A 23,728-nucleotide genomic window follows, 5' to 3' on the forward strand; every position below is an offset into this window, starting at 1 on the left:
GGGCCTCCATCCATCAGGGGCATTGATGATGGACAGGACGCTATTCCTGAAAAACAGGCTTGATGGATGTTGATTACGGCCAGATGTTCCGCAATCATGCCCCTCATGGACTCCATCTCTGCCCTGCTCGCCTTTGTCCGCACCGCGGAGGCGGGCAGCATCGTCGGTGCCGCCCGCGTGCTCGGCCTCTCCGCGTCGGCGGTAGGCAAGCGCATCGCCCGCCTTGAACAGGAGCTCGGCACCCGCCTGTTCCAGCGCACCACCCGCCGCGTGCACCTCACCGACGAAGGCGAACTGCTGCTGCAGCGCTGCCGGCGTGCGCTGGACGAGCTTTCCGAAGCACAGGCGGACCTGGCACAGCGCCAGCACGCACCCAGTGGACTGCTGCGTATCGGCCTGCCCACCATCGGCTACCGCTTCCTCTTGCCGGTACTGCCCGGGTTCCAGCAGCGCTACCCGCAGGTGCAGCTGGAACTGGACTTCAACGACCGCATCGTTGATGTAGTCAGCGAAGGCCTCGACGCGGTGATACGCAGCGGTGAACTGGCCGATTCCAGCCTCACCGCACGGCGGCTGGGCGGGTTTCGCTTCATGCTCTGTGCAGCGCCGGGCTATCTGCAGGCGCATGGCACGCCTGCCGATGTGGGCGAGCTGCGCCTGCATACCGCACTGCGCTTCCGTTACCCCACCACCGGAAAGCTGCACCCGTGGCAGCTGCCGGGTATCGAAGGCGATGTCGGCGCGCGCCTTCCCACGGCGATGACCTGCAACAACATGGAAGCCGTACTGGCCGCTGCGATCGGTTGCATGGGCCTGGCTTGGATGCCGGACTTCCTCGCGGCCGATGCGCTGGCCGATGGCCGCCTGCAACGGGTACTGCCCGCGCTGCCCACGCACCAGGGGCAGTTCTCGCTGCTATGGCCCGGCGGGCGCCACCCCAGCGCGCGCCTGCGGGTGTTCATCGACTACGCCGTTGCGCATCTGTTCCAGGGCAGCAAGGCGTAGCGGATACACGGGATCAGCTTGCGCTGGCAACGTCCAGGAAATTGCGCAGCACCGGCGCCGGAGCTTCCGGGCGCGTGCAGAACTGCAGCGCGAAGCGCGTTGCTTCATCGGCCAGCAGGCGATAAGCGATTTCCTGCGAACGGAAGCTGGCCATGCTGGCTGGCACGATCGCCACGCCAGCATCCACCGCCACCAGCGACAGCACCGCATGCATGCCCCGCGCTTCCTGCACGACGCGCGGGGTGAATCCTGCCGCAGTGCACAGGCCCAGCACCTGCGCGTGGAAGCCGATGCCCTCACCCGCCGGCCACGACACGAACGACTCGTCAACCAGCATCGCCACACTGACCTCCGCCGCATCGGCCAGCGCATGCGCACGCGGCAGCGCAATCGCCAGGCGGTCGTAATCGAAGTCGTGCAGCACCAGCTCAGCGGCGGGAATCGGTGGGATCAGCACGCCGACGTCGATGCGCTGCTCACGCAACCACAGCTGCTGCTGGCGTGATGTGGCTTCCTGCAGATGCAGCTGAACGTGCGGGTAGATCTGGCGGAAGCGGCGGATCAAGCCCGGCAGGCGACCATACAGGGCACTGCCCACATAGCCTACGCGCAGGCTGCCGGACTGTCCGGCGGCGGCTTCGCGCGTGCGCTGCAATGCCTGCTCGGCCTGCTGCAGCGTTGCCCGCGCCTCCACCAGCAAGGTCTGCCCGGCCACGGTCAGGCCCAGGGTGCGGTTGCCGCGCACGATCAGTTCACTGCCCAGTTCATCTTCCAGCCGTCGGATTGCCGCCGTCAGCGGTGGCTGCGACATGTGCAGGCGGGCTGCGGCGCGGTGGAAATGCAGTTCTTCGGCCACGGCCACATACTGGCGAAGCAGGCGCAGGTCGATCATCTCGAAGCAGGCAGTGGAAACCTGCCTAGGGTACGCCCTCAGCCGCGCACGTCCACGCTGGCGCGGGCGATGGCCGGCCATTGCAGGGCCACCGACTCGATGCTGTCGGCACTGACCGCGCGCAGATCCCTTGGGTACGCCACATGCTCGGCCTCCTGCAGGCGCAGCGCGTGGAACTGGCCGTTGCTTGCGCGCAGCACCCAGCCGCCGTGCTGGCAGCGCGTGGACGCCAGGAAGGCCACGCCCTGTGCGACCGCATCCGGATGAAGTTCATCCGGCTCACCCTCGATGCCCCACATCCGCGTCTTCGCCACCGGCGAAACCGCATTGACCACGATGCCATACTCGGCACCTTCCAGTGCCAGCACATTGACCAGACCGAGCGCGGCCAGTTTGGCCATCGCGTACGCAGACAGCCCGCGCTGTGCGTACTGCGGATACAGCGCGCGATCGGACGTGGTGATGACGATGCGCCCTCCGCCCGCCGCGCGCATCGCCGGCCACGCCGCCTGTGCCAACCACAAGGGCGTCTTCGCGGCCAGGCACAGCATCTGCTCCAGCGCGTCGTCCTCGATCGCTTCCAGTGCCTGGTACCCGACCCAGCCGGCGTTATGGATCAGGAAGTCGATGCGGCCATGTTGGTGCAGCAGCTCCTGTACCAGCGCATGGCAACCTGCACGATGGTCAATCGGGCTGCTCGCGGCCTGCACTGACAGGCCCTGCATCTGCAGCGCCTCGACGCTGCGCACAATGCGCAGCGGATCGGCACCACGGCCGTCGGTGCCAGCACCGATGTCATGCATCATCACGTGCGCACCACGCTCGGCCAGCAAGCGGCTGTAGGCCAGGCCCAGACCACCGGCAGCACCGGTCACCAGGCCCACCTGGCCTTCGAAGGAAATACGCGAGATCGGCTTCATGCGCACAGCTTCCGCCACGCGCCGCGACGGCGGCCAATACCGTTCGCCGCCCACCACGATACGCCCACGCTATCGCCGAAAAGGGGACGGAGGGGATTAAGTCGTTTCAGGCACAGTGTGGCCAGTTACGACTTAATCCCCTCCGTCCCCTTTTTCGTTCAGCGGCTGAAGCGGCGTGCGCCGGCGACGCAGATCACCGCGACCACGGTCACCAGCACCATGCTGAGGCTGACCGATTCGTGCAGCAGCAGCGCAGCCAGGGCCAGGCCAAAGAACGGTTGCAGCAGCTGCAGCTGGCCGACGGCGGCGATGCCGCCCTGCGCCAGGCCGCGGTACCAGAACAGGAAGCCGACCAGCATGCTGAACACTGCCACGTAGCCCAGTGCCCACCACGCCGACGCACCGACGGCGGCGAACGAGGCCGGGCGCATCAGCACTGTCAGCGGCAGCATCACCGGCAACGCCAGCAGCAGCGCCCAGCTGATCACCTGCCAACCGCCAAGATGACGGGCGAGCCGACCGCCCTCGGCATAGCCCAGCCCGCACGCCACGATCGCCGCCAGCATCAGCAGGTCGGCCTGCAGCGAGGCCTCGATGCCGTTGCGCACCGCATAGCCGACCACGCAGGCACTGCCCAGCAACGAGAACAGCCAGAAGGCAGGACGCGGCCGCTCGCCGCCGCGCAGCACGCCGAATATCGCGGTGCTCAGTGGCAGCAGGCCGACAAACACGATGGTGTGTGCGGATGAGGCGTGGCGCAGGGCGAGCGCGGTCAGCAGTGGAAAGCCGACCACCACGCCGAGGCTGACCACCACCAGGCCTGGCAGGTCACTGCGGCGCGGCCACGGCTGGCGCAGCAGCAACAGCAGCCCCAGGCCGAGCACAGCGGCGATGGTGGCGCGTGCGGCGGTGACGAACCCGGCATCCAGTTCAAGCACCGCCAGGCGGGTGGCCGGCAACGAGCCCGCGAAAATCACCACACCGATGAAGCCATTGATCCAACCACTCGCCGACCGTTCCACGCCTGTACTCCTGCAATGCCGGGCGGTCCCGGCGGGATTTCCATGAGAGCACCTGTGCCCCCGTCACCCCAGCTACAATCCAGTACAGTCCCAAGTAACTGTACTGCCCACACTTCCAATACAGTCCGCCATGCCACGCCCCCTGACCCGCATCGAATCCGTCATCCAGGCGGTACGCACCCGCATCAACGCGCGGGTCGATGGCCCCGGCTCGCGCCTGCCTTCGGTACGGGCGCAGGCGGCGGCAATGGGGGTATCGGTCTCCACCGTGGTCGAGGCCTACGAGCGCCTGGCCGCCGAGGGTGTGATCAGCGCGCGCGCGGGCTCGGGCTTCTACGTCAGCGGGCCGGTCGCACCGCTCGCGCTGGCTGAAATGGAACCCCGGCTGGATCGCGCCGTGGACCCGCTGTGGGTGTCGCGGCAATCGCTGGAAACACCGGCCGGCCATCTCAAGCCGGGCTGCGGCTGGATGCCCAGCGACTGGCTGTACCAGGACGGCATGCGCCGGGGCCTGCGTCGGCTGGCACGCGTCGACGCCGCGCATCTGGTCGACTATGCCGGCCCGCTGGGCCTGCCGCCGCTACGCCAGCTGCTGCAGCGACGCGCTACCGCGCTGGGCATCGATGCGCCGATGGAGCAGATCCTGCTGACCGAATCCGGGACGCACGCGGTCGACCTGATCTGCCGCTTCCTGCTCAAACCCGGCGACTGCGTGCTGGTGGACGACCCCAGTTACTTCAACTACCACGCGTTGCTGAAGGCACACCAGGTGCAGGCAGTGGGCGTGCCGTACACACACACCGGTCCCGACCTGGACGCCTTCGCCCAGGCCCTGCAAGCGCATTCGCCACGGCTGTACATCACCAACTCCGGCCTGCACAACCCGACCGGCGCGGTGCTTTCCGCGAGCACCGCACACCGCCTGCTGGGCCTGGCCGAACGCAGCGAACTGATCATCGTCGAGGACGACATCTTCGCCGACTTCGAACTGCAGCCAGCGCCGCGGCTGGCCGCGCTCGATGGGCTGTCGCGGGTGATCCACGTCGGCAGTTTCTCCAAGACGCTGTCGGCGGCTTCGCGCTGTGGCTACGTGGCCGCTCGCCCTGAGTGGATCGAGGCGCTGACCGATCTGAAGCTGGCCACCAGTTTCGGCGGCGGCCATCTGGCGATGCAGTTGATGCACATCGCGCTGACCGACAGTGGCTACCGCCGCCACATGCAGTCGGTACGTTCGCGCCTGGCCGATGCGCGCCGGCACACGCTGCGCAAGCTGCAGACGCTGGGCATCACGCCGTGGCTGCAGCCGGAAGCCGGGCTGTTCCTGTGGTGCCAGCTACCCGATGGCCGCGATGCCGCTGCACTGGCGCGGCAATGCCTGCGCGAGGGCATCGTGCTGGCGCCGGGCAACGCGTTCAGCCAATCGCAGCGCGCGGCCGACTATGTACGTTTCAACGTTTCGCAGTGCCAGGACCCGAGGATCTGGCAGGTACTGGCGCGCGCGCTGCGTTGAGCTGGTAATGCGCGACCAGCGCATCCACCACCACGCGCACGCCAGGCAACTGGCCGCGACGATGCGGCAGCAGCACGCTGGTGGTCACTTCGCCGGCATGCCACGCCGGCAGCACCTGCTGCAGGCGGCCGGCGGCAAGGGCTGCGGCACGCAGGCTGTGTGGCAACACGGTGATGCCAAGACCCGCTTCGGCCGCCGCGATCAGCAGCTGCGATTCATTGCCGACCAGCGCCACCTGCGGCTCCACCTGCACGGTGCGGGCGTCGGGGCCGTGCAGCGTCCAGCGCGTTGCATGGCGCGCGGTCAGCAGGCCGGCATGCGCACGTAGCTGCTCGGGCGTATCCACTGCCGGCGCGGCTGCCAGATAGCCAGGGGACGCCACCAGCACGATGCGCTCGCTACCCAGCGAGCGCTGCACCAACCCGGAATCCGGCAGCGGACCGAAGTGGCTGCGCAGGGCGATGTCGATGCCCTCCTGAGCCAGATCGATGAAGCGATCACTTACTTCAACTTCGATGCGCAGCCGTGGATAGCGGCGGGCCAGTGCAGGCAGGCACGCGGCGAGCTCGCCCTGTACCACCGGAATCGAAGCGCTGATGCGTACGGTGCCGCTGGGTTCGGCCTGGCGGTCGCGGACGATGGCCTCGGCGGCCTCGACCTCGGACAACGCTGCGCGTGCGCGCTCAAAGAACTCCTGACCGACCTCGGTCAATGCGAAGCGGCGCGAACTGCGTTGCAGCAGCCGCACCTGGAGCTGTTCTTCCAGCAGCGCCACGCGCTTGCTCAGGGTCGAGCGCGGCAGGCCCAGATGGCGCCCGCCTGCGGCGAAACCGCCCTGCTCCACCGCAGTCACGAACAGGGCCAGATCGTTGAGGTTGAGCATGCGCAACGTCCACATTTGTGGACTTCAGGATGCCATTTGGACGGCTTCAGCCGCAATGTCCATGCTGGCACGCTTTCCTCACCCGCCGCGTCGCGGCTCGAACCGGAAACCTGCCATGCCCCCGACCCTCTTCTACGGCGTGCCCTCGGGCTGCTCGTTCGGCTCCATCGTTGCGCTGGAGTGGCTGCGCCAGCCGTATCACCTGTGCCGCATCGACATGCCCGGCCAGGTGCAGGGCGAAGACTACCGCCGCCTCAATCCACTGGGCGAAACCCCGACGCTGCGAACCGCGCAGGGCGAGCTGCTCAGCGAAAGCCTGGCCATCCTCAACCACCTGGCCGCGAAGGGCATCGCACAGGGGCTGGGCTTCACACAGGGCACCTCCGGCTTCGATCGCCTCAACCATCGGCTGGCCTATCTCAACACCAGTTTCTTCGGTGCCTACGCGCCGCTCTGGCACGCACTGGAGCATGCGGAAGGCGATGAAGGCGAGGCGCTGCGTGCCTATGGCACGACCAAGGTGCGCCACGCCCATCAGGCGCTGGAGCAGATGATCGGCACGGGCCCGTGGCTGCTGGGCGAACAGCGCAGCTTTGCCGATGCCTACTTCGCAGGCATCGCGCGCTGGAACGACTATCACCAGGTGGTCGATCGTCGCGGGTTCCCAAGGGTGCAGCAGTTGTTCGAGCGCCTGCAGGACGACGCCGGCGTGCAGTTCGCCCACGCCATCGAAGCGCAGCAGCCGGCAACCAGCAGCGGTGGATTCCTCGGCGAAGTGCGGCTGGAAGACGTGCTTGAGGCCGCAGCGGACTGAGCCCTGTCCTGCCCGTGAGGCAGCGGCGCGCAATGCCTCTTGCGCGCCGCGCTACAGTGGTATGTCGCCCGCCGCAGGAATCCGCGCATGTCCACGTTCTCCGATCCGCAGGCCGTGGCCCGCTATGCCGAAGCGCCGCTGCGCCAGGTGCCGGGTTTCCTCGCCCTGCAGCAGATGAGCCGGCTGCTGCTGGCCGAACGTGTTCCCGCGCAGGGCCGCGTGCTGGTGCTGGGTGCCGGTGGTGGGCTGGAGCTGAAGGCCTTCGCCGAGGCGCAGCCGGGCTGGCAGTTGCTGGGCGTGGACCCGGCTGCGCCGATGCTGGCCCTGGCCGAGCAGACACTGGGTCCGCTGATGTCGCGCGTGCAGTTGCTGGAAGGCTATATCGACGATGCACCCGATGCGCGCTTCGACGGCGCCAGCTGCCTGCTGACCCTGCACTTCCTCGATGCCGGGCAGCGCCTGCACACGCTGCGCGGACTGCACCGGCGCCTGCAACCCGGCGCGCCGCTGGTGGTGGCGCACCACAGCGTGCCACAGGACCCGGCCGGCAAGCTGCGCTGGTTGCAGCGCTACGCGGCGTTCGCCGAAGCCTCGGGGGTTGCCCACGCCGATGCGCAGCGCGCGATCAACGCCATTGCCGAGAGGTTGCCGCTGCTGGCACCCGAGCAGGAGGTCGCACTGCTGCAGGAGGCCGGCTTCGATGGTGTGGAGCTGTTCTATGCCGGCTTCAGCTTCAAGGGCTGGGTGGCGTACGCCGGTTGATGCCTACGGCACCACCGTGATGCCGATGCGCTGCATCAACAGCGCCACCTGCTGCACGTCCAGCGTGGCGCCACGCAGGTTGGTGCTGCGCAGGTCCAGCTCGCCCAGCTCGGAGTTGGTCAGGTTGCAGTCGGTGAAGTTGGCGCTGTTCCAGTCGATCCCCTCGAACTGGCCACCGGACAGATCCGAGCCGGCGAAACTGGCACCGCTCACATTCGCGCCATCCCAGCGGTTCTCCCACAGCTCGCACTTCTCCAGCGTGACCCGCGAGAAGTTCGCGTAGCGCAGGTTCGACTTCTTGATGAAGGCACTGCAGAACCAGCTGCGCGTGGTGATCTGATTCATGAAGCTGGCGTTGCTGAAGTCCGCGCCCTGCGCACGGCACTCGCTGATCTCCAGGCCCAGCGCCTTGATGAAACTGAAGTGGCACATGCTGATGTCGCAACTACGGAAGCTGGCTTCCTTCAATGTGGCGCCGTTGAAGCGGCAACCGGCGCGGTTTTCAGCGTCGTAGAAGCTGCAGTTGATGAACTCGGTGGCGGTCAGGTCCGCGCCGGAGAAATCGCATTCGTGGAACTGCTGGTCGACCACCTTCTGGCCGGTGTACTGGTCTGCGCCGATGCGCAGCTTGCGGTGAACGGTGGGGGACATCGTGGATTCCATGCCAGGGGCCCCGCCATGATGCCGGGCCGCGAGGGCGATCCATAGACGCTGGCGCGGTCGGGTTCACCGGCAGTCCAGCCGGTCTGTGGCCACGCCCGCCAAATGCACGTTGTTGCACGTTAATGCACGAATGTGCAGACTTGCGTCATGAGCTCCGATCCCAGCCCCCTCCCCGCCCAGCGGACCCAGCAGATCCTCGAGGAACTGCGCCAGCAGGGTCGCGTGGTCGCCGCCGAACTGGCGCGCCGCTATGCCGTCTCCGAAGATTCGATCCGCCGTGACCTGCGCGAACTGGCCGCGCAAGGCCTGTGCCAGCGTGTCTACGGCGGCGCCGTGCTGCCGCCGCCCAAGGAGCGCCCGCTGCGCGAGCGCCTGACCCGCGACCGCGGCGACAAGGCAGAACTGGCCGCCCGCGTCTGCGCGCTGCTGCAACCCGGGCAGGTGGTGCTGCTTGATGCTGGATCAACCAACCTGGCGATCGCCCAGCAGCTGCCGGCCGCTCTCGGGCTGACGGTGATCACCAATGCCCCGCAGATCGCCACCGCAGCCAGCATGCTCGAAGGCACTTCAGTACAGCTGATCGGCGGCCGCCTGGCCAGCGGTGGCGGCGCGGTCGGCGCTGAAGCGTTGGCGCAGGTGCAGCGCCTGCGCGCCGACGTATACCTGCCCGGCCCATGTGCAGTGGACGGCGACACCGGCGTGTGGGCGATGGATGCGGAAGAAGCCACGCTGAAGCGCGCAATGGTGGCCTGCAGCAGCCGCGTCATCGTCGCCGCGACCACCGAAAAACTCGGTGCGCGCGGCAACTGGCAGATCGCCAGCTTGGACGAGATCGACGACCTGGTGCTGACCACCACCGCACCGCCCGCACTGGCGGCTCGCTTCCGCGCCGCCGGTATCTCGGTGCACCCCACTCCGCCCTGACCGTACCGCTCATGTCCCTTGCCAACCGCGCGCGTGCCGAACAGCACGCGACCCGCGCTGCGTTCTTCATTCCCGGCTTCGCCACTGCGTTGTGGGCCACCCTGGTGCCATTCGCCAAAGCGCGCACCGGGATCAATGACGCCACGCTGGGGCTGGTGCTGCTCTGCCTCGGTGCCGGTTCACTGCTGGCGATGCCGTTATCCGGCGTACTGGCCGCGCGCCTCGGCTGCCGGCGGGTGATGGTGGCCAGCAGCCTGCTGATCTGCCTGAGCGTGCCCGGCCTGGCCCTGGCCGGTTCGGCGTGGACGCTGGGCCTGGTGCTGTTCGCGTTCGGTGCGGCCGTGGGCGCGATGGACTGCACGATGAACGTGCAGGCGGTCATCGTCGAGCGCGAAGCACGGCGGGTGATGATGTCCGGCTTCCATGCCTTCTTCAGCATCGGTGGCTTCCTCGGCGCGGCCACCATGACCGTGCTGTTGTCCGCACAGCTGCCGCCACTGGCATCGGTGCTGATCGGCGTTGGCGCCATGCTGCTGGTGATGCTGCTGTCGGCGCCGTACTGGCACAGCGAACGCATGCCTCACGGCACACCGATGCTGGCCCTGCCCCACGGCATCGTGCTGTTCATCGGCGTACTCGCCTTCGTCGCCTTCCTCGGTGAAGGTGCGATGCTGGACTGGAGTGCGGTGTTCCTCAGCGATGTGCGTCGCGTCGATGCCAGCCTTGCCGGCATCGGCTATGTGACCTTCACCCTGACCATGACCGTGGCGCGCCTGTTCGGCGACGCACTGGTGGCGCGCGTGGGACGACAGCGCGCAATCGTGTTCGGCGGGCTGCTCGCCGCCGCGGGCGTGCTGGTGCTGACCCTGGTCACGCCGTGGCAGGCGTCGTTGGTGGGCTATGTGCTGGTCGGCCTCGGCTGCGCCAACATCGCACCGGCACTGTTCTCACTGGCTGGCCACCAGACCCGCATGCCGGGTGCGCTGGCGATCACCGCGGTGTCCACACTGGGCTTTGCCGGCATCCTTGCCGGGCCGGCCTTGATCGGCTTCGCCGCCAACCATTTCGGCCTGATCGCTGCGTTCATCGGCGTGGCCACGGCCCTGTTGCTGGTGGCGGTGTCCACGCGTTGGCTGCGGGTGTAGTCCAGGACCTCAGCGCCGCCGGCGTCTCAGCTTCATCTGCAATCGCCGATAGCCGATCACCGTCGCCGTGGCACACAGCGCGGTGCCAGCAGCGCTCAGCAGCAGCAACACAGCCAGCCGGGCACCTTCCTGGCGCAGCATCGCCGGCAGGTCCCAGCTGTGCAGGAAGTAGAACAGCCAGCGCCCCACGCGCTCACGGTGCCCCATTGTCAGCAACGGATCGCCGGTGGCCAAGTCGAGGTAGACGCGCGTGGCCTCGGCATCGCCGAAATCCGCCACCGCCACCGGGAAGCGCCGTACTGCCGCCCCGTTCATGGCTTCCGGTGCACGCGGATAGAAGTAGGCGTCCGCTGCACGCTGCACCACGAAACCCTGCATCGGCGCATCGGACAGCGCCCGCACCTTCTGCTGCAGCCACGCGGCCGACAGCAATCGCGCAACCTGCAGATGCCCATCGTTGCCGGACACGATGCGGGTATCGCCTTTCCCATCCAGCAGCACCGCGAACAGCTCGCCACCGATCCGTCGCCACTGGATTTCCACCGGCAGGAAGCGCTCGGCATCGGCGGCGGCCAGAAGTGTCGCCGGCTCGCCCAGTGCGCGATCCACCGCCACCGTACCGCCACGATAGCGTCCGCTGTCAATCGCTTCACGCGTGCTGCTGAAGACCCCCAACGGATTCATCGACATCAGCCCGCTGAAGATCCAGGTGAACACGAAGGCCGCAGCCATCAGCCCAATCAGATGGTGCCAGCGCATCCACGGTTCCACGTACGGTGTCTTCGCACCGGATCGGTAGCGCCCACGGAAACGCCAGCGCCACACACCGACCACGATGCCGCTGACCGCCGCCACCGTGCACAGCGCGGACAACACGATCACGACCCACGTCCACACCGGGTCCACCGACTGCATGCGCAGGAAGTACAGCCAATGCAGCCAGGCGCCCACATAGTTCCAGCGCTGCTGTACATGCGGCGCGTCCAGCACCACTTCGCCAGTGTGCGAAGACACATACAGGTCACCGGGCTTCGCGCCCCCCACCTCCACCCGGTACAGCGGCCGATGCGCGTCCAGCGCACGCGAATGCGTCCAGCGGTCCTCGTCCACGCGCGTCGCGCCGACGAAGGCTGGGCCGCCCGCGAACTGTGCGGCGGATGCTTCGGCACGCTGTGCCGACACCGGCAGCAGGGCCTGGCCGGTATACGCCGACCAGGCACCCACGTTGCGACCATTGCGCACAACATACGCAGGCTCGCCACGCAGCGTGGTCAGGGCCACACTTTCCGGCTCGGCCTGCACCGCCGCCGGCAGTACCGACAGCCCTTGCAGATCGCGGGCATCAGCCAGCACCGGCAACGCCGCCAGACGCTCACCCGGCGTCAGCTTCGGGTAGCCGATGAACAGCATCACCATGCCGCTGACGAACCACAGCAGCATCAGCAGGCACCCACCAATGCCCAGCCAGCGATGCACCAGATAGGTCCAACGCTTGCCAGTGGATCGCAGCGACATGGTGCGCGTCCTCAGAAGCGATGGTCGACGGTGAACTCGACGCGACGGTCCGCGCCCAGCAGCCACTGCGTGCTGGTGTAGTACGCGGTGGCGTAGTACGCCTTGTCGAATACGTTGAACAGGCGTGCAGACAGTCGCGTACGCGGTGCCGCCTGCCAGGTCAGCGCGAGGTCGGTGGTGCTGTAGCCGGGCAGCTCCAACGTGTTGCCGTTGTCGGCGTAGCGCTTGCCGACATAACGCACGCCACCCGCCGCGCTCCAGTCCGGTGCGAACTGCCAGCTCAACCACACATTGGCCAGGCGTTCGGCCACGTTCGGCGGCACGTTGCCATCGCGCGACACCAGCATCGGCGGCGAACCGGTGGTCTCCAGGAAGTCCTCGAACTCGGCCTTCAGCACCGTGGCGTTGGCATCCAGCGTCCAGTGCGGCGCGACGTTCCAGTTCAACGACGCCTCGATACCGCGTGAGGTCTGCGCGCCCACCTGCACGCGGCGGTCCGGCTGCACGGGATCGCGGCTGAGCAATCCGGTCTTGCGGATGCGGTACGCCGCCAGCGTCCACTCGCCACCATCGAACGCCTGCTTCAGGCCCACCTCGATCTGCCGGCCCTTGGCCAGGTCGAAGGCGCCGTTGGCCGGGCTGATCATCAGCAGGCCACTGACCGGGTCTGCTGCCTGCGAGTACTGTGCATACAGGCTCAGCGTCGGCTGCAACGCGAACACCGTGCCTGCACGCCAGCCGGTGCTGCGGTAGGTCTTCGAGAACGCGTTCTGGCCGCTGATCAGATCGGTACGGTCGATGCGCGCGCGGTCGTGGCGCAGCCCACCCAGCACCGACCAGCGCTCGCTCAGCGCCAAGCGGTCTTCCACGAACAGCGCGTACTGCTCGGCGCGATTACGGTAGCGCGGCAGGTTCGGCGCTTCGCTGGCGAACTGGCCCGGCACCGGGTCGAACGGATCCACCGGACCCGAGCTGCCGGCATAGGTGTTGTTGGTGTGCTTGAAGTGCGCGCGGTTGGCATCCAGGCCCACCGCGAAGCTGTTCTGCAGGCCACCTGCGGTCCCCTGCACGCGCAGCGTCGAGGTCAGTCCGGTCTGGTCCTGGTTGTGGGTGATCTCGGTGTTGCCGGAGCGATCGATCAGGCCGGTGGCGGGGTTGTAGACATAGGCCTCTGCATTGCGCCAATCGCGCTGGCTGTCGATCTGGTAGAGACGCGTGCGCCATTCGACGTTTGCGTTCGGCGTCCACAGCGCATCGAGCTGGGTCCAGCGGTCGCGATAGCGGATCTGGCTGTCTTCCACGTTGTAGTTCCGTTGGCGCAGCGCCTCCAGCTGGCGGCCCTCGACCAGCGGCGTGCCGAAGTAACGCATCGGTTGCTGGTAGCCCTGCGCATGGGTGAGGGTCAGCTGCAGGTCCGCGCGCGGCTGCCACAGCAGCGCGCCGGAGAACGTCGCGTCACTGTTACGCCCGCGATCGACCCAGCCACCGCTGTAGTTGCCGCTCATATCCAGCCGGTAGGCCAGCTCGGGCGTCAGCGCGCCGCCGCTGCCGAAGCCCAGGCGCGCGGTGTCCTCGCTGCCCACGGTCACGCTGATCTCGTTCTCGATCGCACCGCGCGTGGGCTTCTTCGGCACGATGTTGATCACGCCGCCGATCGCACCGTCGCCATGGATCACCGACGCCGGTCCGCGCAACACTTCGATGCGCTCGATCGACCAGGTATCGAACGGGAACGTGATGCCCACGCCGCCGTACTGGCGCAGCCCGTCGTACAGCCGCATCACCGAAGCGCCGTCGGTGAAGCCGCGGCTGGACAGCGCACTCAGCCCATTGCCCGGATGCGGCATCGCACTGATCGCACCCGCCCGGCTGATCGCATCGTTGAGGTTGCTGTCGCCGCGCTGCTCCAGTTGTTCGCGCGAAATGACGGTCAGGCTGGCCGGTGTCTGCAGCACGCTCAGGCCCAGCGCGGAACCGGCGTTGGCGGTGGACGACAGCTCACCACTGCGGGTATCGATTACCCGCACGGTATCCAGCGTGGTCGGTGGGGCCGCATCGGCGGCAAGTACGGGGGCGGTGTGCAGGAGCAACGCGCACAGGACAGGCAGCGCCGCCCTGCGCAGGCGCGCGGAGCTGGGGTTCGTTTTCATTTTTTTCACGGCATGCAAGGCCACCCCGCAATGGCAGGGCAGCAATCAGAAAGGGACAAACACGCGCGTGCGGGCGCCGGCCGTGGCCGGCAACCTCATGGAAAAACGTTCAATGCAACGCGCGTGCGGCTCAGGCAGCCATGAAGGCCGGCGGCCCACGCGCTCCCAATGTGCCGCTGATCCGATGCGGCAGCGCCCGCACCGCACCGCGCAGCGCGCGGCACACCGGTGCCGTCGGTACCAACAGCAGTACTGCCGCCACCAACAGCGTGATCAGTCGTGCAGCGATCAGGCAGTAGTCGCAGTCCACGCCCATTTCATGATCGGCATGTGGATCAGCGGGCGGCGTCTTTGCGGCCTCGCCATGCGGCATCGCCATCGCGTGGTGGTCGTGATGGCCTTCCATCGCGTGCTGGGTGTGGGTGGCATGGTCCATCGCCGCCACGGGCACTGCAGCAGCCACGTGCCCATGCGCCAGCCAGCGGCTCACCAGCGGGGCGAGCAGCACCAGCAGCATGGCGAGCCATGCCAGGGCCTGGAACCGGCGGTGGAGGACAGAACGGCGCACGCCGCCATTCTACGGGGCCCTGACCAACCTTGGACCCCGTTCAGGGTTTCCGGAAAGGTGGTGCGACGTTATGACGCAGCGTCTGATGCACGCGGTTGCCCTGCTCCCGAGGGGGACGGAAGGCGACCGTACGGCCCCTTCCGTCCCCGCGTCGTAGTGCTAGAACCGCACGGGCTGCTGCACCGCACGCTCCAGGAACATGACGCCCGCCTGCAGGCTGTTGCGGGCGTTCTCCAACCAGCGCTCCGGATCGGCCACCGCGAATCGCTCCTGCGCATCCACGTCACCCGAATCGGCCAGGTCGGCCAACTGCAGATGGATGTGGTTCTCCACCAGGCCCACCAGCACGGCAAGCTCGGCCGACAATCCGGCGATGCGTTCGGTGAAGCCAGCGTCGTTGCTGTTCAGAGACATGTCCCCTGTTCCTATGCGTTGCGGTGTTGATGGATGGCTTCGAAACGCTCGGCACAGGCAGGCCCACAGAACAGCCTGGCCGGATGGTTGTCGAAGTCTTCGCTGCAGTCCGGGTTGTGGCATTCCCCAATGGGTATGAGAGGCGCAACGCTGCTGGCCCGCGTTGCGTGCCGGGCCAATGCGCGTTGCAGATGGCGCGCTTCCAGTTCCTGCGCTTCGTCGATGGTGTCCGTCATGCCAGCTGTATTTTATCGGGGGGTGGTCGCACCGATTGAGAACGCCGCCACGACAGTGGACGACGCGGGCTCGGCATCGGATCGGCGCTCGCAGTTGCAATGGATTTCAGGCATGCAGGCTCCTTGTGCATGGGTGCCCCGAGGGGCGGTGGATTGAAACGAAGGGCCGTCTCTGACGGTGATCGCATCATCGGGAAAACGGTTCTCGCCAACTGCGACGCAACGTCGCGCAGGCGACGATCTGCGAAGGCCATCGCAGATCCATCGCAGACGGATCGCCCTCATCGGGCACCGGGGATGCAAGGTGCTGGAAGGTGTTGCAAAAGAAAGCCCTTTCCGACACCATGATCAGGTCATCACCATCCACCTCATCCTGACCACGCCGCGTCGGTCCGCCGCCGCGTGGCCTGCATCCGGCAGGCATTGCACAGCGCATTGGCCACCATCGGCTGCTGTGGACCGATCCACGTTCCAAGGGGCCCCGTCGAATGCACACACCGCACCCAGCGCAGGACATCGTTCCCGCGTTCCTGCAGGCCATGCACGCGCACGGCATCGTGCCGGATGCGCGCGGCCGCGACGCACTCAACGCCGATGGCACGCTGGTGCGCTTCCATGTGGAAGGCGACCGCCGTGGCACCCGCAATGGCTGGGCCGTACTGTTCGGAGACCACGTGCCGGCCGGTGAGTTCGGCAGCTGGCGCACCGGCAGCCGCCATGCCTGGTGTGCGAAGTCGGAAACCACGCTGAACGCCGCCGAACAGCGCGCGATCCGGCAACGCCAGGAAGCCGCCCGTGCCGAACGGGAACGGCAGCAGCGCGAACGTGAGGAGGCTGCAGCCAAGGCCGCCAACGTGTTGTGGAACCGTGCCCTTCCTGCAGACGCGCACCATCCCTACCTGGTACGCAAGGGCATCCACGCACATGGGCTGCGTGTAGCGGCATGGCCCGTGCGCAACAGCGACGGCCTGGTCTTCCGCTACATCGACAATGCCCTGCTGGTGCCGGTGATGAACGCCGCGGGCCGGATCGTCTCGCTGCAGGCGATCTTTCCGCGCACGGACCCGGCACTCGGCCGCGACAAGGACTTTCTCTGCGGAGGCCGCAAGCAGGGCTGCTTCCACGTCATCGGCAAGGCGCTTCCTGGCGAGCCGATCGCCATCGCCGAGGGCTATGCCACGGCGGCATCGATCCACCAGGCCACGGGCGGCTGCGTGGTGGTGGCATGGGACGCTGGCAACCTCGCGGCGGTCGCCCGTGCCTGGCGCAGCGCGGCTCCCGATGGCTCCTTCGTCATCTGTGCCGACAACGACCAATGGACCCGGCAGCCGCTGGACAATCCCGGTGTCACCCACGCCACGCGCACCGCCGCGGAGATCGACGCACGCGTGGTGTGGCCCGAGTTCACCACGCTGCACGGCGACGATGACCGCCCGACCGACTTCAACGATCTGCACCTGCGCGAAGGACTGGAGGCAGTACGCACCCAACTGTTCCCTCTGCCGCCTGCCACAACCGAAGCAGGCACTGGGGAAGAGGAGGCGCCATCGCCGTCCAACGCGCGCTACCAGGTACCCGGCAACCTGTCCGCATTCGATGCCTTTACCCCGTTTCCCGATACCAGCGCGCGTGGCCGGCCGTTGCCGACCGCGCGCAATCTGGCCGAGCTGTGCCGGCGCACCGGCGTCACCGTGCGCTACAACGTCATCCGCAAGGATCTGGAGATCCTGGTCCCGGGGCTGCAGAGCACGGTCGACAACGCCAAGGAGGTGGCCGCCGGCGAAGTGATGGACTGCATGCACCGCGCCGGCATGGCCATCGCCAGCTTCGAGACCAACCTGTGCCAGGTCGCCGAGGCCAATCCGTACAATCCTGTCGCCAGCTGGATCAGCTCACGGCCCTGGGATGGCCAGTCCCGCCTGCAGGCGTTCTTCGACACCGTGCAGGAAGCCCAACCCACACGCATGGCCGACGGCCGCATCCTGAAGGAAGTGCTGATGCGGCGCTGGCTGATCTCCGGCGTGGCCGCGGCGTTTGAGCCGGACGGCGTGGTGGCGCGTGGTGTACTGACCTTCGTTTCGAAGCAGAACCTGGGCAAGACGCGCTGGGCACGGCAGCTGGCACCGGCCGAGCTGCAGTTGATCGCCGATGGCGTAGTGCTCGATCCAGCCAACAAGGACAGCGTCAAACAGGTCATCTCCAAGTGGATCGTGGAACTGGGCGAAGTCGACGCCACGTTCCGTCGCACCGACATCGCTGCGCTGAAGTCGTTCATCTCGCGCAGCCACGATGAGATCCGCCGCCCGTATGCGCGCACGGAATCCCGCTATGCGCGACGCACCATCCTGTTCGCCAGTGTCAATGACGAGCGCTTCCTGCGCGACGCCACCGGCAACACCCGCTGGTGGACCATACATGCCGTGGGCCTGGGCGAACCGGCACGGATCGACATGCAGCAGGTGTGGGCCGAGGCCCATGCGCTCTACTGCGACGGCGAGACCTGGCATCTGTCCAGCGAGGAACTGGATGCGCTGAACGCCACCAACAGCGAGCACGAACCGATCTCGCCGATCGCCGAGCTGATCGACCGCCACTTCGACTGGTCCATCCCCGCCGCACAGTGGAGCGCACAGTACCGTGCCACCGAGATCGTCATCGCGGTGGGCATCGACAAGCCGAACCGCCGCGAGGTCAACGAGGCCGCCGCCTATGTGGTCAAGCGACATGATGTGCGCACGAAGGTGGTCGGCAAGGAGCGGGCCAAGGTCTGGTTGATGCCACCGCGAAAGCTCAGCCTCCCTGGGCACTCGGCGGGTCCGTTCTGATGCCACCTGCCCGTGAGCGTGCACGGATCGAGCGCGACAGCTGACGCCTTGCCCTCGATCAGGATGATAGTAGATGAAAGGTGTTGACTGGGGCGATCCACAAAGGCAAGATGCCTGTATCGGCCCCGCCGCCTTCCAGGAGCGCTTCCGCCATGCCCCGTCCCCGACTGCACACTTTTGAAGATGAGCAGCTGACCGTGCAGCAGATCCACCAGCGGGTGCCGGTGCTTTCGGAACGCACCATCCGCGATCACCTCGCAGCTGGCCGCCGTACACGTTCCGCCATGTTGTGCTTCGACCCGATCGCAGCGGCTGCGCGCGGTGGCCGCATCACCCAGCGCATCCTGCGCGCGCGCAGCACGGCCGGTCGCGATTCCTGACCCGCCCGCACTGCCGAATTCCTCCAGGAGTAGATTCCGCATGATTCCCGCCTCCCTCGACAGCGGCCATCGCATGATTGCCGACACGCTGGCTGCGTTCCGCGCCAGCCCCGCTCTGGGCAGCATCGCGCTGCGGGCGGCGCGGCAGGCGCGTCCTCCGCTCTACATCGGCATCGCCGGCGGCAAGCGTGCGGGCAAGGACACCCTCGCCAACGGGCTGGCCTCGGCGCTGGTGCTGCCCTGCGACAGCTTCGCCGCCCCGCTTCGACAGTTTGTCGCCTCTCTTCTTGGGCTGTCCCTGCGTGAACTGGACGGCCGCAAGGAGGAAGCCATCGACTGGCTGGCCGAATTCACTCCACGCCACCTGATGCAGACCGCTGGTACCGAATGGGGGCGTGATCGCGTCCATCCCGAGCTGTGGGTACGCTCGCTGTTTGCCCGCCTGCCTGCGGGCGGACTGGTACCCGACGTCCGCTTCGCCAATGAAGCCCACGCGATCCGCCGCCGCGGCGGTGTCGTGATCCGCGTCAGCCGTCCCGGCCATGGCGGCCATGACAGCGAGCAGCCACTGCCTGATGACCTGGTCGACATCGAGGTGAACAACGACGGTACCCAGGCCGACCTGGTACGCAGGACACTGGATCAGCTGCTGTCGCGCGGCGTGATCTGAGCCTTGTGCAAGGCCGTGTTGCCCTGCCGCGTGCCCTGTCCCGCCCGCAGGTTCCGACCCATCGTCGGCGAAAATGATGTAAGGTCGTCCCCCATCACCGACGACACCTGTCGTCACCCTGCATCCCCAACCCCGTTCGCAAAGAGGAAATGCCATGGAGGTCGAACAGTTCACGTCGACGCGCCTGAAGGCCATCGAGTTGTTCAAGTCCCAGCCCAAGGGCGGCAAGGACACCGTGAGCCTGGACGCGATCTTCATCTCGCTGTGCTCGCAGGCCAACGCCCAGAGCGACGCCGGCAGCGCCAGGCAGGCACGGACCGCCGCACGCCCCGGCAGCCAGCAGCCGCCCGCGCCGTGGTTCACCGAAACCCTCGCTGCCTTGAAGGGCAAGGGCGAGTCGATCACCGTGGCGCGTTTCCTGATGTTCGCCAACCGCTTCCCGGTCAAGCGCATGGACCAGGTCAATGCCGCCCGCTGGCTGCGCGACGCGGGCTACATCCCGCGCAAGACCGGCGGCAACCTGGTGTTCGACCTTTGATCCAGCCCCACCTGCAGTCCTGAAGCCCCGGCATCGTCCGGGGCTTTTTCGTTTCAGGGCCCGCTCGCCTGCATGAGGACGGCCCACGGGGCGTCGTCCTCACCCTGTACCTGCCGCATCTCCTTGATCTGCTCTTCCTTCCGCCTTGTGAGGACCACGAGTACGAAAGGAGGGGAAAACATCGGTGGCAACAGCCAGCGGTTGCAAGGCATCACACCGCGCCCTGCAGCACTCCTCACCCGTCCTCGCGGCGCCGATGAATGTCTTCAGCACACACAACCGAAAGTAGATGAAAGGTGTTGACCGAAGGGACGGGATGGCAACAGTGGAGATCAATGCCACTGACGACACCTTTCATGAACGCCCTGCCCGACAGCATCCAGACCCTGGCCGAGGTCATCGGCGAATCCGCAGCCCTCACGCTGGTACGCGCATGGCCGCCGACCACCTCCAGCACCACCGGCCGCCATCGCGTCATCGTCTACGTTCCCTCCACCCTGCCCGACCAGCATCGCCTGATCGACATCCTCGGCCACGACGTTGCCCAGCGGCTGGTCACGCACTTCGGTGGCGAACTGCTGTTCCTGGCGTCCTGCTTCGCCGCCGGCGCGCACGAACGTCGCGAGCGGATCGCGCATGCCATCGCCAGTGGCATGCCGCGCGAACACGTGGCACGTGAGTTCGGCGTCTCGCAGACCACCATCAAGCGCGCCCTGCGCGGAGCCCGCTCCGCACCACCGCCGGCGGTTCATCCGGCCCTGCTCAAGGGGTACGCGCGCGCATGAACGAAAGCGACCTGCTGGCCGGTGTACCGGACTGGGCCAAGTACCTGGGGGGAACCTCGGGCGTGCTGATCGCGGTATCGCTGTGGCTGCGTCAATGGCTGTCGTCGGCCAAGGTCGACCGTACCGCCGACGAAGCCACCAGCAATACCCTGCGCACCCTGCAGGAACAGCTCGCCGCCGAGCGCACCCGCGCCGACGGCCTGATGCACGAACGCGAGGCAATGGCACAGGAAATCGGGCAGCTGCGCGGCGAAGTCAGCGCCCTGCGTGCGCAGGTTGCCCAGCAGAGCGTGCAGATAGACGCGCTGCTCGCGCTGGTGCGCAAGCAGCCGGGAGCCGCCGCATGACCGCCGCCGCAGCCAGCGCCCTCGGCGGCGCCAATGTCGCCGCATTCCTCGACATGCTGGCCGTGTCCGAAGGCACCGACATCCCCAGCCAGCGGTCGCGTGACCGTGGCTACGACGTGATCGTCGGAGGCCAGCTGTTCAACGACTACCGCGACCATCCCCGCGTGCTGGTGTCGCTGCCACGCTATGGCATCAAATCCAGCGCCGCCGGCCGCTACCAGTTTCTGCGCAGCACCTGGGACGACCTGCGCGCGCGACTCGGCCTGCCCGATTTCGGCCCGGTCTCGCAGGACCGTGCAGCAGTCGCCCTGCTGAAACAGTGCGGTGCCTACGAGCTGATCCGGCTGGGACGCTTCGATGCCGCCGTCACCGCGGCACGGCGCATCTGGGCGTCGCTGCCAGGCGCCGGCTACGGGCAGAAGGAGCACGCACTGGAAACACTGCGCGCGGCCTACCGGGCCGCCGGCGGAGCCCTGCAGTGACGCCCCTCGCCCTGCGGTTCCGAATCGGCCTGCTGGTCCTAGCCGGAAGTCACGCAGGCTGCGCCTGGCTGGGGTGGACGCTACGGGACCGCAGCGCAGACCTTGCCGTTACCAGCGCCCAGGCCGCACAGCAGGCATCGCGCGCTGATACGGCGCAGGCCGCCCATCAGCGGGACCTCGCCAACGCCCGCGCCGGTGCTCGGGCCGAATCGCAGCGCTTGGCCACGCAGGCCCAGCGCACCCGGCAGTTCAACACCCTGCAACAGGACATCGAGACCCATGCCAAGACGCCTGGCCGTGATCGCGGCGACGCTGATGCTGAGTTCGTGCGCATCTGGCGCGAAGCCAACGCCGGCCGCGCCCTGCCTCGTTGATCTCAGCATCGCACCGGCGCAGTTGCGTGCGCCGGACGAGCTGCCAGACCTGCAGGCAGCTACTGATGATGCACTGCTGCGCAATCACGTTGCAGTCGCACAGCAGTACCACGCGCTGGCCGACCAGCTGCGCGCGCTGCTGTGCAGCCTCGGCAGCCAACGCGGCATCACCCTCAACGGCTCGGCACCGGTGACACCTCCGGGTTGTGAGATCGCCACCGGCAACCGCCACGACGCAACGCCTGCCTTCTGATTCCGGTGCGGGCGGCCACGCCTGCAATGCCGCGCCCTTCCGGTGATGGCAACACTGGCTGCCGACCGCGTGCGCCACACGGGCCACACCCATTCTTCATTCACCGCATGAGCTGACATGGCGACTGACTCCCCCTCTCCGACACTCGACACGCTCCACGGCGCCATCGAAAGCGCCATCCGCGCACGCTTTCCGGACTTCGCAACCGTCCAGTTCTATCGCGACGCCGGCACCGAAGGCATGCCCACGCCGGCCTGCCTGCTGGAAATGACCCGCTGTGACCGCGCCCGCGAAGGCAACGACGGCACTGGTCTGCTGCAGGCCGTACTGCGTTTCGAAGCACGCGTCGTCGTAGCAGCGGGCAGTACCGCTGGCGCGCTGCAACTACGCAATGCCGCCATTGCACTGGCCACCTGGCTGCACCAGCTCGGCCGCTTCCATGGTGCCTGCAGCGGCGCAATCGACGTGATCGCCGCCCTGCCCGAAGACGCCGCAACCGCACAGGCCGGCCTGCGCAGCTGGGTCGTCGAATGGTCACTGCCGGTCGCGCTGGGCGACAACGCCTGGGAAGAGGTGGGAGGCGTGGTGCCGCAAGCGTCCTACAGCTTCGCGCCAGAGATCGGCCGTGCCCATGAGGCACGCTACCAGCCGCTGCCGGAGCGCGCGCCATGAGCGCCGAACACGCACGCTTGATCGGCAACCTGCTGATGATCGGCGTGGTGCGCGAGCTGGACGAAGCGGGCAGCCGCGTGCGCGTGGATGCCGATGGCATGCTCACCGACTGGATTCCCTGGCTGGAACGCCGGGCGGGACCGGGCGTACGCAGCTGGTGCGCACCCGAACCCGGCGAGCAGGTCGTGCTGGCGTGCCCCTATGGCGACCCCGGCCAGGCGCTGGTACTCGGCAGCCTGTACCAGGACCGCTTTCCGCCGCCGGCCAACTCGCGCCTGCGGCAACGCACCGCGTTCGCCGACGGCAGCAGCGTCGAGTACGACCAGGAAACCACCACGCTCAACGTCCATGTCGGCAGCGGCAAGGTCATCGTCACCTGCGCGAATGCGCAGGTGATCGCCAGCGAATCGATCGTGCTCGATACGCCGTCGATCAAGGCGACCGGCAACCTGGATGTCACCGGTGCGATCAGCGCCGGCAAGGACATCAGCACACCCGGCGAGATCAAGGCCGGTGCCATCGGCCTGAAGGCACACACGCACACCGCACAGGGCCCAACCGCCCCGACCACGCCGGCCCAGGCCTGAGCGGCCACGCCTGCAATGCCCTGAAAACCCGCACTCCACGACGATAGAGGCCATGCGAGGAATCGACGCCAACACCGGCAAATCACTGGATGGGCTCGCCCATCTGCACCAGTCCGTGCGTGACATTCTCACCACGCCCCTTGGCTCCCGCGTACTGCGCCGCGAATACGGCTCGCGCGTGTTCGAACTGATCGATGCGCCGACCAACCGCTCGCTGCGCATGGACCTGATCGCGGCCACCGTCGACGCGCTCGCGCGATGGGAACCGCGTCTCCACGTCGAGAACGTCGACGTCTCCCTCCCCGCCCCCGGCGTGATGATCCTGGCAGTGACCGGGATCCACCTGCCGGACGGCGAGGCCATCACCATCGAAGGAATCGAGGTTCGCTAAC

28 protein-coding genes are annotated in these 23,728 nt (G+C 67.4%); 17 read left to right on the top strand and 11 right to left on the bottom strand.

Features of this window, described 5'->3' with window-relative positions; genetic code table 11:
• Positions 1 to 105: 105 nt before the first annotated feature.
• Positions 106 to 1,005 carry a LysR substrate-binding domain-containing protein gene (locus D5301_RS18165; protein WP_153856487.1) on the top strand — a complete coding sequence of 300 codons (900 nt, stop codon included), beginning with the start codon at positions 106 to 108 and terminating at the stop codon, positions 1,003 to 1,005.
• Between the two features lie 13 nt (positions 1,006 to 1,018).
• Here D5301_RS18165 and D5301_RS18170 read toward each other — a convergent pair whose 3' ends face one another.
• The 3 genes from D5301_RS18170 to D5301_RS18180 form a co-directional block, all read right to left on the bottom strand.
• On the bottom strand, positions 1,019 to 1,897 hold the full coding sequence (locus D5301_RS18170) for a LysR family transcriptional regulator (protein ID WP_153856488.1): 879 nt from the start codon (positions 1,895 to 1,897) through the stop codon (positions 1,019 to 1,021).
• A 38-nt stretch (positions 1,898 to 1,935) separates the two neighbouring features.
• On the bottom strand, positions 1,936 to 2,817 hold the full coding sequence (locus D5301_RS18175) for an SDR family oxidoreductase (protein WP_153856489.1): 882 nt from the start codon (positions 2,815 to 2,817) through the stop codon (positions 1,936 to 1,938).
• 158 nt (positions 2,818 to 2,975) lie between these two features.
• Entirely contained in the window at positions 2,976 to 3,839 is an 864-nt protein-coding gene (locus tag D5301_RS18180) for a DMT family transporter (RefSeq protein WP_101765038.1), read from the bottom strand.
• 130 nt (positions 3,840 to 3,969) lie between these two features.
• On the opposite strand from D5301_RS18180, the gene D5301_RS18185 reads away from it, so the two are divergent.
• Entirely contained in the window at positions 3,970 to 5,349 is a 1,380-nt protein-coding gene (locus tag D5301_RS18185) for a PLP-dependent aminotransferase family protein (RefSeq protein WP_153856490.1), read from the top strand.
• Here the strand turns inward: D5301_RS18185 and D5301_RS18190 are convergent.
• Positions 5,288 to 6,247 carry a LysR substrate-binding domain-containing protein gene (locus tag D5301_RS18190; protein WP_228756441.1) on the bottom strand — a complete coding sequence of 320 codons (960 nt, stop codon included), beginning with the start codon at positions 6,245 to 6,247 and terminating at the stop codon, positions 5,288 to 5,290. The two genes, D5301_RS18185 and D5301_RS18190, sit on opposite strands and share 62 nt — an antisense overlap.
• Before the next feature lie 100 nt (positions 6,248 to 6,347).
• Here D5301_RS18190 and D5301_RS18195 point away from each other — a divergent pair, with 100 nt between their 5' ends.
• A complete protein-coding gene (locus D5301_RS18195) occupies positions 6,348 to 7,046 on the top strand; it encodes a glutathione S-transferase family protein (RefSeq protein ID WP_153856491.1) in 699 nt (232 codons plus the stop codon).
• A gap of 87 nt (positions 7,047 to 7,133) precedes the next feature.
• Entirely contained in the window at positions 7,134 to 7,808 is a 675-nt protein-coding gene (locus D5301_RS18200) for a class I SAM-dependent methyltransferase (protein ID WP_110711356.1), read from the top strand.
• A 3-nt stretch (positions 7,809 to 7,811) separates the two neighbouring features.
• Here the strand turns inward: D5301_RS18200 and smqnr are convergent, their stop codons facing one another.
• Entirely contained in the window at positions 7,812 to 8,459 is a 648-nt protein-coding gene (gene smqnr / locus D5301_RS18205; protein ID WP_121504026.1) for a SmQnr family pentapeptide repeat protein, read from the bottom strand.
• Between the two features lie 159 nt (positions 8,460 to 8,618).
• On the opposite strand from smqnr, the gene D5301_RS18210 reads away from it, so the two are divergent.
• On the top strand, positions 8,619 to 9,395 hold the full coding sequence (locus D5301_RS18210) for a DeoR/GlpR family DNA-binding transcription regulator (protein WP_153856492.1): 777 nt from the start codon (positions 8,619 to 8,621) through the stop codon (positions 9,393 to 9,395).
• Positions 9,396 to 9,406: 11 nt separating this feature from the next.
• Positions 9,407 to 10,540: an MFS transporter gene (locus D5301_RS18215; RefSeq protein ID WP_153856493.1), complete on the top strand. Its 1,134-nt coding sequence runs from the start codon at positions 9,407 to 9,409 to the stop codon at positions 10,538 to 10,540.
• Positions 10,541 to 10,549: 9 nt separating this feature from the next.
• Here D5301_RS18215 and D5301_RS18220 read toward each other — a convergent pair whose 3' ends face one another.
• The 5 genes from D5301_RS18220 to D5301_RS18240 all read right to left on the bottom strand — a co-directional run bounded on the left by D5301_RS18220 (position 10,550) and on the right by D5301_RS18240 (position 15,423).
• The gene (locus D5301_RS18220) at positions 10,550 to 12,055 is read right to left on the bottom strand and encodes a PepSY-associated TM helix domain-containing protein (RefSeq protein ID WP_153856494.1); all 1,506 of its coding nucleotides are present in this window, start codon (positions 12,053 to 12,055) and stop codon (positions 10,550 to 10,552) included.
• Between the two features lie 11 nt (positions 12,056 to 12,066).
• Complete coding sequence (locus D5301_RS18225) at positions 12,067 to 14,205, bottom strand: TonB-dependent receptor (protein ID WP_153856495.1); 2,139 nt, start codon at positions 14,203 to 14,205, stop codon at positions 12,067 to 12,069.
• Positions 14,206 to 14,335: 130 nt separating this feature from the next.
• A complete protein-coding gene (locus tag D5301_RS18230; RefSeq protein ID WP_153856590.1) occupies positions 14,336 to 14,722 on the bottom strand; it encodes a DUF2946 family protein in 387 nt (128 codons plus the stop codon).
• Positions 14,723 to 14,932: 210 nt separating this feature from the next.
• Positions 14,933 to 15,187 carry a hypothetical protein gene (locus tag D5301_RS18235; RefSeq protein ID WP_153856496.1) on the bottom strand — a complete coding sequence of 85 codons (255 nt, stop codon included), beginning with the start codon at positions 15,185 to 15,187 and terminating at the stop codon, positions 14,933 to 14,935.
• A gap of 11 nt (positions 15,188 to 15,198) precedes the next feature.
• Positions 15,199 to 15,423, bottom strand: coding sequence for a hypothetical protein (locus D5301_RS18240; protein ID WP_110711342.1), 225 nt, complete (start codon positions 15,421 to 15,423; stop codon positions 15,199 to 15,201).
• Positions 15,424 to 15,911: 488 nt separating this feature from the next.
• On the opposite strand from D5301_RS18240, the gene D5301_RS18245 reads away from it, so the two are divergent.
• The 7 genes from D5301_RS18245 (at position 15,912) to D5301_RS18275 (ending at position 21,450) form a co-directional block, all read left to right on the top strand.
• On the top strand, positions 15,912 to 18,248 hold the full coding sequence (locus tag D5301_RS18245; protein ID WP_153856497.1) for a VapE domain-containing protein: 2,337 nt from the start codon (positions 15,912 to 15,914) through the stop codon (positions 18,246 to 18,248).
• Between the two features lie 152 nt (positions 18,249 to 18,400).
• Positions 18,401 to 18,628 (top strand): hypothetical protein, encoded by a 228-nt coding sequence (locus D5301_RS18250; protein WP_110711338.1) that lies wholly within the window; start codon positions 18,401 to 18,403, stop codon positions 18,626 to 18,628.
• A gap of 40 nt (positions 18,629 to 18,668) precedes the next feature.
• A complete protein-coding gene (locus D5301_RS18255) occupies positions 18,669 to 19,298 on the top strand; it encodes a hypothetical protein (protein WP_153856498.1) in 630 nt (209 codons plus the stop codon).
• Between the two features lie 154 nt (positions 19,299 to 19,452).
• Entirely contained in the window at positions 19,453 to 19,836 is a 384-nt protein-coding gene (locus D5301_RS18260; RefSeq protein WP_061479756.1) for a hypothetical protein, read from the top strand.
• Between the two features lie 356 nt (positions 19,837 to 20,192).
• The gene (locus D5301_RS18265) at positions 20,193 to 20,621 is read left to right on the top strand and encodes a Mor transcription activator family protein (RefSeq protein WP_228756442.1); all 429 of its coding nucleotides are present in this window, start codon (positions 20,193 to 20,195) and stop codon (positions 20,619 to 20,621) included.
• Positions 20,618 to 20,968, top strand: coding sequence for a hypothetical protein (locus tag D5301_RS18270; RefSeq protein ID WP_110711331.1), 351 nt, complete (start codon positions 20,618 to 20,620; stop codon positions 20,966 to 20,968). The genes D5301_RS18265 and D5301_RS18270 overlap by 4 nt, the downstream gene beginning before the upstream one ends.
• On the top strand, positions 20,965 to 21,450 hold the full coding sequence (locus tag D5301_RS18275; RefSeq protein ID WP_110711330.1) for a glycoside hydrolase family 104 protein: 486 nt from the start codon (positions 20,965 to 20,967) through the stop codon (positions 21,448 to 21,450). The genes D5301_RS18270 and D5301_RS18275 overlap by 4 nt, the downstream gene beginning before the upstream one ends.
• 80 nt (positions 21,451 to 21,530) lie before the next feature.
• On the opposite strand, the gene D5301_RS18280 is transcribed toward D5301_RS18275, so the two are convergent.
• A complete protein-coding gene (locus D5301_RS18280) occupies positions 21,531 to 21,731 on the bottom strand; it encodes a hypothetical protein (RefSeq protein WP_153856500.1) in 201 nt (66 codons plus the stop codon).
• Here D5301_RS18280 and D5301_RS18285 point away from each other — a divergent pair.
• The 4 genes from D5301_RS18285 (at position 21,730) to D5301_RS18300 (ending at position 23,727) form a co-directional block, all read left to right on the top strand.
• On the top strand, positions 21,730 to 22,077 hold the full coding sequence (locus D5301_RS18285) for a hypothetical protein (RefSeq protein WP_153856501.1): 348 nt from the start codon (positions 21,730 to 21,732) through the stop codon (positions 22,075 to 22,077). The two genes, D5301_RS18280 and D5301_RS18285, sit on opposite strands and share 2 nt — an antisense overlap.
• Before the next feature lie 117 nt (positions 22,078 to 22,194).
• The gene (locus D5301_RS18290) at positions 22,195 to 22,749 is read left to right on the top strand and encodes a hypothetical protein (RefSeq protein WP_153856502.1); all 555 of its coding nucleotides are present in this window, start codon (positions 22,195 to 22,197) and stop codon (positions 22,747 to 22,749) included.
• The gene (locus D5301_RS18295) at positions 22,746 to 23,336 is read left to right on the top strand and encodes a phage baseplate assembly protein V (RefSeq protein WP_153856503.1); all 591 of its coding nucleotides are present in this window, start codon (positions 22,746 to 22,748) and stop codon (positions 23,334 to 23,336) included. The genes D5301_RS18290 and D5301_RS18295 overlap by 4 nt, the downstream gene beginning before the upstream one ends.
• Before the next feature lie 52 nt (positions 23,337 to 23,388).
• Positions 23,389 to 23,727 carry a GPW/gp25 family protein gene (locus D5301_RS18300; RefSeq protein WP_005408332.1) on the top strand — a complete coding sequence of 113 codons (339 nt, stop codon included), beginning with the start codon at positions 23,389 to 23,391 and terminating at the stop codon, positions 23,725 to 23,727.
• The last annotated feature ends 1 nt before the right edge of the window (position 23,728 follow it).

Origin of the sequence: Stenotrophomonas sp. MH181796 (assembly GCF_009659995.1) — a bacterium.
Classification (GTDB): domain Bacteria; phylum Pseudomonadota; class Gammaproteobacteria; order Xanthomonadales; family Xanthomonadaceae; genus Stenotrophomonas; species Stenotrophomonas riyadhensis.

Excerpts from the sequence above, each read along its gene's own strand:
- D5301_RS18245 (WP_153856497.1), top strand. The coding sequence starts at position 15,912 with ATGCACACACCGCACCCAGCGCAGGACATCGTTCCCGCGTTCCTGCAG.
- D5301_RS18200 (WP_110711356.1), top strand. The coding sequence starts at position 7,134 with ATGTCCACGTTCTCCGATCCGCAGGCCGTGGCCCGCTATGCCGAAGCG.
- D5301_RS18255 (WP_153856498.1), top strand. The coding sequence starts at position 18,669 with ATGATTCCCGCCTCCCTCGACAGCGGCCATCGCATGATTGCCGACACG.
- D5301_RS18210 (WP_153856492.1), top strand. The coding sequence starts at position 8,619 with ATGAGCTCCGATCCCAGCCCCCTCCCCGCCCAGCGGACCCAGCAGATC.
- D5301_RS18170 (WP_153856488.1), bottom strand. The coding sequence starts at position 1,897 with ATGATCGACCTGCGCCTGCTTCGCCAGTATGTGGCCGTGGCCGAAGAA.
- D5301_RS18215 (WP_153856493.1), top strand. The coding sequence starts at position 9,407 with ATGTCCCTTGCCAACCGCGCGCGTGCCGAACAGCACGCGACCCGCGCT.
- D5301_RS18230 (WP_153856590.1), bottom strand. The coding sequence starts at position 14,722 with ATGCTGCTGGTGCTGCTCGCCCCGCTGGTGAGCCGCTGGCTGGCGCAT.
- D5301_RS18220 (WP_153856494.1), bottom strand. The coding sequence starts at position 12,055 with ATGTCGCTGCGATCCACTGGCAAGCGTTGGACCTATCTGGTGCATCGC.
- smqnr (WP_121504026.1), bottom strand. The coding sequence starts at position 8,459 with ATGTCCCCCACCGTTCACCGCAAGCTGCGCATCGGCGCAGACCAGTAC.
- D5301_RS18195 (WP_153856491.1), top strand. The coding sequence starts at position 6,348 with ATGCCCCCGACCCTCTTCTACGGCGTGCCCTCGGGCTGCTCGTTCGGC.
- D5301_RS18240 (WP_110711342.1), bottom strand. The coding sequence starts at position 15,423 with ATGACGGACACCATCGACGAAGCGCAGGAACTGGAAGCGCGCCATCTG.
- D5301_RS18175 (WP_153856489.1), bottom strand. The coding sequence starts at position 2,817 with ATGAAGCCGATCTCGCGTATTTCCTTCGAAGGCCAGGTGGGCCTGGTG.
- D5301_RS18265 (WP_228756442.1), top strand. The coding sequence starts at position 20,193 with ATGAACGCCCTGCCCGACAGCATCCAGACCCTGGCCGAGGTCATCGGC.
- D5301_RS18190 (WP_228756441.1), bottom strand. The coding sequence starts at position 6,247 with ATGTGGACGTTGCGCATGCTCAACCTCAACGATCTGGCCCTGTTCGTG.
- D5301_RS18235 (WP_153856496.1), bottom strand. The coding sequence starts at position 15,187 with ATGTCTCTGAACAGCAACGACGCTGGCTTCACCGAACGCATCGCCGGA.
- D5301_RS18275 (WP_110711330.1), top strand. The coding sequence starts at position 20,965 with ATGACCGCCGCCGCAGCCAGCGCCCTCGGCGGCGCCAATGTCGCCGCA.
- D5301_RS18250 (WP_110711338.1), top strand. The coding sequence starts at position 18,401 with ATGCCCCGTCCCCGACTGCACACTTTTGAAGATGAGCAGCTGACCGTG.
- D5301_RS18270 (WP_110711331.1), top strand. The coding sequence starts at position 20,618 with ATGAACGAAAGCGACCTGCTGGCCGGTGTACCGGACTGGGCCAAGTAC.
- D5301_RS18280 (WP_153856500.1), bottom strand. The coding sequence starts at position 21,731 with ATGGGTCTCGATGTCCTGTTGCAGGGTGTTGAACTGCCGGGTGCGCTG.
- D5301_RS18165 (WP_153856487.1), top strand. The coding sequence starts at position 106 with ATGGACTCCATCTCTGCCCTGCTCGCCTTTGTCCGCACCGCGGAGGCG.
- D5301_RS18290 (WP_153856502.1), top strand. The coding sequence starts at position 22,195 with ATGGCGACTGACTCCCCCTCTCCGACACTCGACACGCTCCACGGCGCC.
- D5301_RS18295 (WP_153856503.1), top strand. The coding sequence starts at position 22,746 with ATGAGCGCCGAACACGCACGCTTGATCGGCAACCTGCTGATGATCGGC.
- D5301_RS18185 (WP_153856490.1), top strand. The coding sequence starts at position 3,970 with ATGCCACGCCCCCTGACCCGCATCGAATCCGTCATCCAGGCGGTACGC.
- D5301_RS18260 (WP_061479756.1), top strand. The coding sequence starts at position 19,453 with ATGGAGGTCGAACAGTTCACGTCGACGCGCCTGAAGGCCATCGAGTTG.
- D5301_RS18225 (WP_153856495.1), bottom strand. The coding sequence starts at position 14,205 with ATGAAAACGAACCCCAGCTCCGCGCGCCTGCGCAGGGCGGCGCTGCCT.
- D5301_RS18285 (WP_153856501.1), top strand. The coding sequence starts at position 21,730 with ATGCCAAGACGCCTGGCCGTGATCGCGGCGACGCTGATGCTGAGTTCG.
- D5301_RS18300 (WP_005408332.1), top strand. The coding sequence starts at position 23,389 with ATGCGAGGAATCGACGCCAACACCGGCAAATCACTGGATGGGCTCGCC.